Here is an 11,048-nt window from a genome sequence, read left to right as displayed (position 1 = left end):
TCGGGCCGCTGGTGAACGCCCGCCAGCAGCAGCATGTGCTCGGCCACCTGGACGCCGCCCAGCGTGCCGGCGCCGAACTGCTGACCGCCGACCCGCGCATCGATGCCGCGGGCTTCTATGTGCGCCCCAGCGTGGTCGCGGTGGCGGACCAGGGCGCCGCCATCGTGCGCGAAGAGCTGTTCGGCCCGGTCATCACGGTCACGCCTTTCGACAGCGTGGAGGAGGCCGTGCACATGGCCAACGACACCGACTACGGCCTCTCGGCCTGCCTGTGGACGCGCGACCTCGCGACGATGCATTCGGTCGTGCCGCGCATCCGCTCGGGCAAGGTGGCCGTCAACACCGAACCGATGCCCTGGCCGGGCCTGCCGGAAGGCGGCCGGGGCGCGTCGGGCTACGGCCGCGACCTGGGCGAGGAATCGTTCGATTCGTTCCTGGAGACCAAGTCCGTGCTGGTCCGCTACGCCTGACCCCTCATTTCCTACTGCGAACCATCATGACTCTTTCACAGCCCGGCGCATCCGATGCGCTGCACGGCAAGGTCGCCGTCGTCACCGGCGGCAGCAGCGGCATCGGTGCCGCCACCGTCCGGTTGCTCGCCGCATCGGGTGCGGCCGTCGTCATCGGCTTCAACCAGGGCGAACAGCGCGCCGAGCTGCTGCGCGCCGAGCTTCCCGGCGAAGGGCACTGGACCCTGCACATGCCGCTGGCCGACAGTGGCGCGCATGCCGCGCTCGCGGAAACGCTGCAGGCCGCCTACGGCCGCATCGACGTCCTCGTGAACTCGGCCGGCTTCACCCAGCGCATCCCGCACGCCCGGCTCGAGGCCCTGACGCCCGAGCTCTTCAACGAGATCCTGCTGGCCAATGCGGGCGGTCCGTTCTCGATCATCCGCGCGCTGATGCCGCTCTTGCGCGCCTCGGGTGCCGCCACCGTGGTGAACGTGTCGTCGGTCTCGGCCTTCACCGGCCTGGGCAGCAACATCGCCTATTGCGCGGCCAAGTCGGCGCTCGACACGATGACGGTGTCGCTGGCGCGCGCCTTCGGGCCGGCCGTGCGCTTTCTCGGCGTGTCGCCGGCCTCGGTCGACACCGGCTTCGTCCAGGGGCGCAACCGCGAGGAGCTGGAGATGAAGGCGGCGGCCACGCCGCTCGGGCGCATCGTCACGCCGGAGGACGTCGCGCTTTCGGTGCTGGCCTGCGTGACGCACTTGCGCACCGCCACGGGCACGCGCATCGTGATCGACGGAGGGCACAGCCTGTGAACCCGATGCTGAATGCCACCCACGACCCTGCCCTGCGCAGCTGGGTCGCGTCGGCCAATGCGGCCGATGCCGAGTTCCCGATCCAGAACCTTCCCTTCGCCGTGTTCCGGCCGTCGGACGGCAACGGGCCGCCGCGCTGCGGCGTGGGCATCGGCGATCGCATCCTCGACATCGGGGCCTGTGCGCAGCAGCTGGACGGACTCGCCCGGACGGCCGCGCTCGCCTGCCGTGCCGCGGCGCTCAACGACCTCATGGCGCTGGGCGCACCGGCCGCTTCGGCCTTGCGCGCAGGCCTGTCGCAACTGCTGGCCGAGCGCACCGGCTCCGGGCCCGATCGCGACGCAGCAAGCCACGCGCTGTCGGGCCTGGACGAGGTGCAACTGCTGATGCCGGTGAAGGTCGGCGGCTTCACCGATTTCTTCGCATCGATCCACCATGCGACGAATGCCGGCCGCCTGTTCCGCCCGGACATGCCGCTGCTGCCCAACTACAAGCATGTGCCCATTGCCTACAACGGCCGCGCCAACAGCGTGCGTGTCAGCGGCGCGCCGGTGCAGCGCCCTTTCGGCCAGCTCAAGGGGCCGGACGATGCGCAGCCGCGCTACGCACCGGCGCAAAGGCTGGACCACGAGGTCGAGCTCGGCGTGTATGTCGGCGCGGGGTCCGTGCAGGGGCATCCCATTTCCGTTGGCGACGCATGGCAGCACGTGTTCGGCTTCTCGCTGCTCAACGACTGGTCGGCGCGCGACATCCAGGGCTGGGAATACCAGCCCCTGGGGCCGTTCCTCGCGAAGAGCTTCGCGACGACGGTGTCGCCCTGGGTCGTCACGGCCGAGGCGCTGGCGCCCTTTCGCACGCCGGCCGCGGCCCGGCAGGCGGGCGATCCGGTGCCTCTTCCCTACCTGTGGGACGACGCCGACCAGCGCCACGGCGGCCTTCGCATCGTGCTCGACGCCCACCTTCGCAGCGAAGGGATGGCCGCTGGCGGCCTGCCGCCAATGCGGCTGTCGCGCTCCGGCACCGGCCTTCTCTACTGGACGGTCGCCCAGATGCTGGCGCACCACACGAGCAACGGCAGCGCGCTCGACACCGGCGACCTGCTGGGCTCCGGCACCGTCTCGGGCGAAGGCGCCGATGCGCTCGGCAGCCTGCTCGAGATCACCTCGGGCGGCAGCCGGCCGCTCGCGCTGCCCGGCGGCGAGCAGCGCACCTTCCTGGCCGATGGCGACGAAGTGATCCTCACCGGCCGCTGCGAATCGCCGGGCCACGTGGGCATCGGCTTCGGGCAGTGCAGCGGCATCGTGCGCGCCGCGCGGAATTGACCACAGGAAAACAAGGCATGATCGTCGAACAGAGAACCTACACGACCCATCCCGGCAAATGGCGCGACTACCTCGCGCTCTACGAAGCCGAGGGACTGGAGATCCAGAAGCGCATCCTCGGCCGCATGGTGGGCTACTACCGGTCCGAGACCGGCACGCTGAGCCAGATCGTCCACCTGTGGGCCTACGAGGACATGAACGAGCGCACGCAGCGGCGCCACGCGCTGATGTCGGACCCGGGCTTCAAGGCCTATGCCGCGAAGATGCTGCCGCTGCTGCAGAACCAGGAGTCGCGCATCCTCGTGCCGGCGGATTTCTTCACGCCGCAATGGCAACAGTGACCCGCACCATGCAGGAAGACACCTCCATGGCCCGACACGACCCTGCCGCGATCGCCTACCAGAGCGGCTTCGGGAACCAGTTCGCCAGCGAGGCCCGCGCGGGCGCGCTGCCGGTGGGTCGCAACTCGCCGCAGCAGGCGCCCCTGGGGCTGTACGCGGAGCTGCTGTCGGGCGCCGCCTTCACGGCCCCGCGCGAGCACAACCGGCGCACCTGGATGTACCGCATGCAGCCCAGCGCGATGCACGGCGCCTTCGCACGCATCGACGACGGCCGCTGGCGCAGTGGCCCGTTCAACGAGGCCGAGACGCCGGCGAACCGCCTGCGCTGGGATCCGTGGCCGATGCCCGCCGAACCCGCCGATTTCGTCGACGGCATGGTCACCATCGCGGGCAACGGCGATGCGCATGCGCAGACCGGCTGCGCGGTGCATGTCTACCTCGCCAACCGCTCGATGGAAAAGCGCTACTTCATGGACTCGGACGGCGAGCTGCTGATCGTTCCGCAGGCGGGCGCGCTGCTGCTGCACACCGAACTCGGAAAGCTGCAGGTGCAGCCGGGCGAGATTGCGCTCGTGCCCCGCGGCATGCGGTTCAGGGTCGAGTTGCCCGAGGGCGATGCGCGCGGCTACGTCTGCGAGAACTACGGCGCGCCGTTCCGGCTGCCGGAGCTCGGCCCGATCGGCTCGAACGGCCTGGCCAACGCGCGCGACTTCCTTGCGCCGGTGGCGGCCTTCGAGGCCGACACCGGTCCGGTGCGCATCGTCAACAAGTTTCTCGGCCATCTCTGGGAAGGCGGCCAGCCGCACTCGCCGCTCGATGTCGTGGCCTGGCACGGCAACCTCACGCCCTGCAAGTACGACCTGGCGCGGTTCATGGCGATCGGCACCATCAGCTTCGACCACCCGGACCCGTCGATCTTCACCGTGCTCACCTCGGGCACCGACACACCGGGCGTGGCCAATTGCGACTTCGTGATCTTCCCGCCGCGCTGGCTCGTGGCCGAGGACACCTTTCGTCCGCCCTGGTTCCATCGCAACGTCATGAGCGAGCTCATGGGGCTGGTCCGCGGCGTTTACGACGCCAAGGCCGAGGGTTTCGTCCCTGGCGGCATGAGCCTGCACAACTGCATGCTGCCGCACGGTCCCGATGCCGCGACCTTCGAGAAGGCCAGCGCCGCGGAGCTCGCCCCGCACCGGATCCGGGACACGCTGGCCTTCATGTTCGAAAGCCGGCATGTCTTCAGGCCCACCGCCCAGGCCCTCGCCGCGGGCAACCTGCAGGCCGGCTACGACGCGGTCTGGCAGGGTTTCACGCCGGGCCACCGGTAAGTCAGCGATAAAAGGAGACAGACATGGTTCAGATCAGCAGACGCAGCTTCATGGCCGGCGCGGCCGGCAGCTTGCTGGTGCCCGCGGCGCTGGCGCAACAGGACAGGTACCCTTCGCGCCCGCTCCAGCTGACGCACGGCTTCGGTGCGGGCGGCAATGCCGACGTGGTGTCGCGGCTCTTCGCGCAGAAAATGCAGGACGTGCTCAGGCAGCCCGTGGTGGTCGACATCAAGAGCGGCGCGGGCGGCGCCATCGCGAGCGACTACGTCGCCAAGTCGAAGCCGGACGGCTACAACGTCGTCATGCTGACCGGTGCGCACACGGTGTCGGCCGCGATCCGCAAGTCGCTGCCCTTCGACGCGGTCAAGGATTTCTCGTTCATCTCCACCGTGACGAGCTTTCCTTTCGTCATCGCCGTGCGATCGGAGCATCCCGCCAGGAGCCTGCAGGACCTGCTTGCCCTCGCGGGCAAGAAGCCGGACGGAGTGACCTTCACCTCCGTCGGCGTCGGCTCCACGCAGCACATGGTCGGCGAGATGCTCGGGGTGGCGGCCGGCGTCAAGCTGCTGCACGTGCCCTACCGCGGCGGCGGCGCGCCGGTGCAGGCGGTGATCGCGGGCGACGTGGACGTGCTGGCCGACACGCTCACCGTCGCCTCGCCGCACATCAAGTCGGGACGGCTGCGCGCGCTGGCCATCACCAGCGCGCAACCCTGGCCCTCGATGCCCGAGATTGCGCCGGCCTCGGCCGTGCTCAAGGGCTTCGAGATCCGCTCCTGGCTCGGCCTCGCGGCCGCGGCCGGCACGCCGGCGGACATCGTCGAGCTGCTCGGCAAGGCCGCCAGGACGGCGGCGGAGGATCCGGGCCTCAAGGCCACCCTGTTCACGCTCGGCAGCGAGGCCGCGCCGTCGTCGCCGGCCCAGATGGGCGACATGGTCAGGCGGGAAATCGAGCGGTGGCGCGCCGTCGTCGCCAAGGCCGGGCTCCAGCCCCAGTGAGCCGCCCCCGGGCGCGCCCGTGGATTGACCCAGGGCGCACGGCGCGTTGACCGGGAGCGCCAGGCGCGCCCCGGCCGGGTGGAAACACCGATGATGCCGCGCCTGCGCATGCCTATCCTGCGGAAGCGCTTCGAGCGTCCCTCCACGGAACCCACGGCATGAACGCACACCACTTCAGCACGCTGATCGAACATCCCTCCGACCGGCAGGCCTGGTGGGGCCGCATCAACACCTCGTACTTCGGCGCGCTGCGCGTGCAGTGCCTGGACACCGGCTCCTTCGATGCGCGCATGGACGCCTACGAGCTCGGGCCGCTGGGCATGTTCATGATCGAGGCGCCCTCGCACCGCGTGGCGCGGCCCGACACGCGCCACGAAATCGCGCTGGACGAACACTACAAGCTGGTGCTGCAGCTCGAAGGCCATGGCCACATCTCGCAGCACGACCGCGAGTTTCATCTGCACCCCGGCGACTGGAGCCTGTACGACCCGCGCGTGCCCTACGCCATCACCAACCCCGAGCGTTCGCGCCTGCTGGCCATCACGATCCCGCGCCAGCAGTTCAAGGGCATGAAGATTCCCGACCTGCACACCTGCGAGGCGCACACGCCGGCCATGCAGGGGCTCTATGCGGTGCTGGGCTCGTTCCTCACCTCGCTGGCCGACCAGCTGCCGTCACTGCCCAATGCGGTCGGCCGCTCGGTCAGCGATACCGTGCTGGGCCTCCTGGCCTCCACGCTCGCCACGCACTCCGACGAGCAGTTCGGCGCGCATCCGGTGCCCGGCGTGCTGAAGGCCCGGGTCAAGCAGTTCGTGCATGCGCACCTCGCGGACCCGGCCCTGTCGCTCGACCTGATCGCGCAGCAGCTGCGCTGCTCCAAGCGCTACCTGCACCGCGTGTTCGAGGACGAAGACCAGACGCTCGACCGCTTCATCTGGCAGATGCGGCTCGAGCGCTGCAGCGAGGCGCTGCGCAGCGCCGGCGGCCGGCGCATCTCGGTCTCGGAGATCGCCTTTGCCTGGGGCTTCAACAGCAGCGCGCATTTCTGCCGCGTGTTCAAGGCGCAGTACGGCGTCGCGCCGCGCGAGTTCCAGCGGCGCGAGGCCGAACGGGCGCTGGCCTCGGCGTCGCTGACGCACTGAAACCCCGCAGGGGCCTCGGGCCCTACGCCGCGGCCAGGTAGCTGCTGTGCAGGATCTCCGGCCGGCTGCGCAATTCTTCAGACGTTCCCGCGAAAGCCATGCGGCCGCGCTCCAGCACATAGGCGCGGCTCGACACCGCCAGCGCCACGGTCGTGAACTGCTCGATCAGCAGCACGCCCACGCCGTCGCGCGCCACCTGCTGCACCACCTCCACCAGCCGCTTGACCACCGTGGGGGCGAGACCGAGCGAGAGTTCGTCGATGGCCAGGTAGCGCGGCTTGCCGATCAGCGCCTGGGCGATGCAGACCATCTGCTTCTGCCCGCCCGAGAGCGAGCGCGCGGGCAGCGCGAGCTTCACGCGCAACTCCGGAAATACCGCCAGCACCTGCTCGACCGCATCGGCCACGCGGCCCGCCGGCAAGGCGGTGGCGGCGGCGCGCAGGTTGTCGAGCACCGACAGGTCGCCGAGCACGCGGTGGCCTTCGGGCACCACCGCCACGCCGAGTGCACGCACCCGCTCGGGACGCTGGCCGTGCAAGGCATGGCCCTCGACCTCGATGCGCCCGCCGGTGAGCGGCAACACGCCGCCGATGGCCATCACCGTGCTCGACTTGCCCGCGCCGTTGGCGCCGAGCAGCGCGGTGACCTGGCCCGGCGGCACTTGCAGGTCGATGCCGTGCAGCACGGCCTTGCCGCCGCGCTGCAGGCGCAGGTCGTGGATGCTCAGCATGTCATTCCGTCCCCAGGTAGGCCCGGCGCACGGCCGGGTCGTCGAGCACCGCGCGCGTCGGCCCGAGCGCCAGGCGGCGGCCGAAGTCGAGCACCAGCGTCTCGGTGCAGGTGGCCGCGATCAGGTCGACGTCGTGGTCGATCAGCAGCACCTGCGCGCCGCAGAACGCATGCACCGAGCCGATCACGCGGCGCAGCACGCCGGCCTCCTGCTCGGTGAGGCCCGCGCCGGGCTCGTCGAGCAGCAGCAGCTTGGGCGCGCCGACCAGCGACTTCGCGATCTCCAGCATGCGGCGCTGGAACAGGTTGAGGCGATGCCCGAGGACGGTCGCCTCCTCGCGCAGACCGGTGTGCGACAGCGCCCGCGCCACCTGCGTGGCCGCATCGCCGCGCGTGTGCGGCACATGGTCGAGCAGCGCCCGCACGTTGTCCCACACGCTGAGGTCTTCCACCACCTGCTCGGTCTGGAACGAACGCCGGAGGCCGAAGCGCACGCGCTCGATGGGCTTCAGGCCCAGCAGGTCCGCGCCGTCCACCGCGACCGTGCCGGCGCGGGGCAACACCAGTCCGCTGAGCACGTTGACCAGCGTGGTCTTGCCCGCCCCGTTCGGCCCGATCAGGCCGCACACCGGCGCGGTGAGCTCGGCACTCAGGGCATCGATGGCCTTGACGCCGCCGAAGGCCACGGTGAGATCGTGGATGCGGATCATGGCGCGGCATCCTTGCCGCGCGGCGACAGGCGCTTAAACAGCGCGTCGGCCGCGCCCGCGAGCTGCCCCGCGATACCGCTCGGTGCCGTGACCAGCGCATGCAGCAGCGCGACGCCGAAGAAGATCATCGCCAGATAGCCGTTCACGCCGAAGTCCGTCAGCAAGGCGGGCACCGCACGCAGCAGCAGCCCCGCGACCAGCGCGCCGGCCCAGTGGTACACGCCGCCCACCACGGTGAGCGCGAACAACATCACCGAATCGCCCGCGGTGAAGGCGCGCCCGTCGAGCTGGCCCACGCCGCCCGCGAGCAGCGCGCCCGCGACGCCGGCGCAGAAGCCGGCCAGGCCGAAGGCCCAGGTCTGGTAGCGCAGGATGTTCACGCCCGCCGCCACGGCCGCGGCCTCGCCGCGCCGGATCAGCGCCCAGGAGCGTCCGGCGCGCGTGCGCCGGTGCAGCTCGATCAGCGCCAGCACCGCCGCCAGCCACCCGGCCACGTAGCGGAAGTACGCCGCATCGGAGAGCGCCAGCGACGGCCGCGGCATCATCAGCCGCTCGCTGCCGAACACGCGCCCGAGCCAGCCCGCGCCGCCGTCGGGAAATCCCGTCACGTTGATCACCACCTGGAAGCCGCCCGCCATCATCATGGTGACGAGCGCCAGGTACAGCCCCTTGAGGCGCAGCGCCGGCAGCCCCGCGAGCATGCCCACCGCGCACGACAGCAGCCCGCCCGCGAGCACCGACAGCTCGAAGGGCCAGCCCAGCCCGTGCCCCGCGCGCAGCGCGAACCAGCCGCCCACGCCGAGCAGCGCGTACTGGCACAGCGACACCAGTCCCAGCTGTCCGTAGAGCAGCGCCACCCCGGCCGCCGCGATCGACAGCGCGAGCGACGAGGTCAGCGTCTTGATCCAGTAGGCATTCGCCAGCCACGGCACCACGAGGCCGATCAGCAGCACGGAGCCCGCCATCAGCGCCAGCGACAGGTGCGCACGGCGCGCGGCCAGCGCCAGCGCCGCCGGCGGTGCATCGGCAAGCGGCAAGGCACCGCCAAGGGTCGATGACGCGCTCATGCCGGCCGCGTCCCGCTGCGGTAGAAGACGATCATGGCCAGCGCAATCAGGAACGGCGTGGCCGTGCGGAACGCCGCGAAGCCCGGCACGGTGATCGCCAGCGCCTCGAGCACGCCGATCGCGATGCCGCCCGCCACCGTGGCCGGCAACGAATGCAGCCGGCCGATGATTGCCGCGGCAAAGGCCGGGATCACCAGGAAGGTCAGGAGCGTGGCCTGCAGCCGCACGATGTTGGCCAGCAGCAGCCCGCACACGCCGGCGAACGCGCCGCTCAGCACCCAGGCCACCGTGTCGACGCCGAGCACGCGGATGCCCAGGAGTGCACTCAGGTCGCGATCGTTGGCCAGCGCGCGCATCTTCAGGCCCACGCGCGTCTTCGACAGCAACAGGCCCACGCCGCCCATCATGATCACCGCCAGCGCGAGCCCCAGCGCTCGCGTGTGCGTGAGCCGCACCTCGACTTCGCCGAGCACGAACTCGATGGCGCCCGCATCGGTGGGCAGCACCAGGCGGCGCGGCTGCTCGCCCCAGTACCACTCGGTGAAGCCCACCACCACCAGCGCAAAGCCCAGCGTGGCGATGCTGCGGATGGTCGGGTCGCGGTGCGACAGGCGCGGCGCCAGCAGCCGGCCGTAGGCCAGCGACAGCAGCATCGACGTGACGATGGCCGCGCACCATGCGAGACCCTGTGGCCAGTCCGCGCCGAGCATCGACCAGGCCACGTAGGCGCCGATCGCGCCGATGGCGCCGAAGGCGAAATTCAGCACGCCCGACGAGCGATAGAGCACCACCAGCCCCACGCCCGAGAGCGCATAGACCGCGCCCAGGCCCAGGCCCGAGATGACGAAAGGCAGGTAGTCCTCCATGGCCCGGCGCGCCTACTTGAGGCCCATCTTCAGCTCGTCGGCGCGGATGTCCACCAGCTCCGGATCGTCCGCCGTCAGGCAGCCGCCGGGCGCAAAGCGCCAGCCGTTGCCGTCGGGGCTCGCCACCGGCCCGCTGTTGTTCGCGTTGTGGCGGTTGCCGTTGCCCACGTAGAAGGGCTTGCAGAGAATGTCGCTGCGGAAGTCCGTCACCTTGCGCAAGGCATCGGTCACGCTGGCGCGGTCGATCTTCTTCGGGTCCATCTTGAGCAGCGCCTGCGTCACGAGCCGCGCGGCGACGTAGCCGGCCTGCGAGAAGGTGTCGCGCGGGTCGCTCCTGGCACCGTAGCGGTCCATCACAGCCTGCCAGTTCTTGTTGTCGGGGCCGGCCGACTCCACCGGGTTGAACTCCAGGTTGACGTCGAAGTTGCCCTTCCAGTACGGCCCGATGGCCTTGGGCACGTCGGCGTTGTAGGCCGGCGCGGACGACACGAAGTGGATCTTCTTGCCCAGGTTCTGCTGCTCGGCAGCGGCCAGCATCGGCACCAGGATGCCCTTGGGCACGTTCATGATGATGGTGTCGGGCTTCTTCGCGGCGGCCTGCAGCATGGTGGAGGTGGCATCGGCCGAGCCGGGGTCGATGGCGATGGTCTCGACCTCCACGCCGTTCTTCCTGCCCCACTCCTTCGGTCCCTCGCAGGCCCAGTTGCCCAGGCTCGGGATGTTCGGGATGATGCAGACCATCTTCTTCGACTTGTACTTCTCTGCCGCGTACATGGCGGCAATGGTGGCCGACACGCGCGGCCCCGCATTCACCGGCACGTAGTTGCGCGCATTGAAGCACTCGCGCGGCACGCCGGTGCCGGCGATCACCATCACGCCTTCGTCGGCATACATCTTGGCGTTGGCGCCGCATTCCACGAAGCTGGTGCTGCCCGCGAGCGCGACCACCTTGCGGTCCTTCACGAGCTTGGACGCGACCTGCGCCGCGGTCTCGGGGTTCCACTGGTCATCGACCACGATGTAGTCGACCGGCCGGCCGTTGATGCCGCCGTTGGCGTTCACGCACTTGAAGTACGCAGCCGCCGCCTGGCCCGAGGCGCTGAAGTCGTCGGGCCCGGTCTTGCCGACCACGGCGCCGATGGGAATGGGCTCGCCCGTCGCGGGCTTGCCGTTGTTGAGGCCGCAGTCCAGGCCGGCCTGTGCCCAGGCGCCGCTGAAGCCGGCGAGCCCCATGCCGCCGACGAGGGCCGACAGCGCGATCTTCCTTGTTCTCTTCATCTT

The 11,048-nt window shown here is 70.4% G+C and carries 12 protein-coding genes; 7 read left to right on the top strand and 5 right to left on the bottom strand.

Annotated elements, in window-relative coordinates; genetic code table 11:
• The 7 genes from ABID97_RS29510 to ABID97_RS29480 form a co-directional block, all read left to right on the top strand.
• Positions 1 to 470: aldehyde dehydrogenase family protein (locus ABID97_RS29510; protein ID WP_354403053.1), on the top strand; the 470-nt coding region annotated here is incomplete at its 5' end.
• Positions 471 to 496: 26 nt separating this feature from the next.
• Positions 497 to 1,264, top strand: coding sequence for an SDR family NAD(P)-dependent oxidoreductase (locus tag ABID97_RS29505; protein WP_354403052.1), 768 nt, complete (start codon positions 497 to 499; stop codon positions 1,262 to 1,264).
• The gene (fahA, locus tag ABID97_RS29500) at positions 1,261 to 2,586 is read left to right on the top strand and encodes a fumarylacetoacetase (protein ID WP_354403051.1); all 1,326 of its coding nucleotides are present in this window, start codon (positions 1,261 to 1,263) and stop codon (positions 2,584 to 2,586) included. The genes ABID97_RS29505 and fahA overlap by 4 nt, the downstream gene beginning before the upstream one ends.
• 17 nt (positions 2,587 to 2,603) lie before the next feature.
• A complete protein-coding gene (locus ABID97_RS29495; protein WP_354403050.1) occupies positions 2,604 to 2,927 on the top strand; it encodes an NIPSNAP family protein in 324 nt (107 codons plus the stop codon).
• A 26-nt stretch (positions 2,928 to 2,953) separates the two neighbouring features.
• Positions 2,954 to 4,255, top strand: coding sequence for a homogentisate 1,2-dioxygenase (gene hmgA / locus ABID97_RS29490; protein WP_354403048.1), 1,302 nt, complete (start codon positions 2,954 to 2,956; stop codon positions 4,253 to 4,255).
• Positions 4,256 to 4,278: 23 nt separating this feature from the next.
• Positions 4,279 to 5,253, top strand: coding sequence for a tripartite tricarboxylate transporter substrate binding protein (locus tag ABID97_RS29485; protein WP_354403047.1), 975 nt, complete (start codon positions 4,279 to 4,281; stop codon positions 5,251 to 5,253).
• A 158-nt stretch (positions 5,254 to 5,411) separates the two neighbouring features.
• Positions 5,412 to 6,395, top strand: a complete 984-nt coding sequence (locus ABID97_RS29480) for an AraC-like ligand-binding domain-containing protein (protein ID WP_354403046.1) — start codon at positions 5,412 to 5,414, stop codon at positions 6,393 to 6,395.
• Between the two features lie 22 nt (positions 6,396 to 6,417).
• Here ABID97_RS29480 and ABID97_RS29475 read toward each other — a convergent pair whose 3' ends face one another.
• The 5 genes from ABID97_RS29475 to ABID97_RS29455 are packed head-to-tail and all read right to left on the bottom strand — an operon-like array spanning position 6,418 to position 11,045.
• Positions 6,418 to 7,125 carry an ABC transporter ATP-binding protein gene (locus ABID97_RS29475; RefSeq protein ID WP_354403045.1) on the bottom strand — a complete coding sequence of 236 codons (708 nt, stop codon included), beginning with the start codon at positions 7,123 to 7,125 and terminating at the stop codon, positions 6,418 to 6,420.
• 1 nt (position 7,126) lies between these two features.
• Entirely contained in the window at positions 7,127 to 7,834 is a 708-nt protein-coding gene (locus ABID97_RS29470; protein ID WP_354403044.1) for an ABC transporter ATP-binding protein, read from the bottom strand.
• The gene (locus tag ABID97_RS29465; protein WP_354403042.1) at positions 7,831 to 8,901 is read right to left on the bottom strand and encodes a branched-chain amino acid ABC transporter permease; all 1,071 of its coding nucleotides are present in this window, start codon (positions 8,899 to 8,901) and stop codon (positions 7,831 to 7,833) included. The genes ABID97_RS29470 and ABID97_RS29465 overlap by 4 nt, the downstream gene beginning before the upstream one ends.
• Positions 8,898 to 9,767: a branched-chain amino acid ABC transporter permease gene (locus ABID97_RS29460; protein WP_307640344.1), complete on the bottom strand. Its 870-nt coding sequence runs from the start codon at positions 9,765 to 9,767 to the stop codon at positions 8,898 to 8,900. Before ABID97_RS29460 ends, ABID97_RS29465 begins: the two co-directional genes overlap by 4 nt.
• 12 nt (positions 9,768 to 9,779) lie before the next feature.
• On the bottom strand, positions 9,780 to 11,045 hold the full coding sequence (locus ABID97_RS29455; protein WP_503012834.1) for an ABC transporter substrate-binding protein: 1,266 nt from the start codon (positions 11,043 to 11,045) through the stop codon (positions 9,780 to 9,782).
• Between the last annotated feature and the right edge of the window lie 3 nt (positions 11,046 to 11,048).

The sequence above is a fragment of the Variovorax sp. OAS795 genome (assembly GCF_040546685.1).
In the GTDB taxonomy this organism is placed as follows: domain Bacteria; phylum Pseudomonadota; class Gammaproteobacteria; order Burkholderiales; family Burkholderiaceae_C; genus Variovorax.
This window is presented reverse-complemented; position numbering and strand designations above follow the sequence as displayed.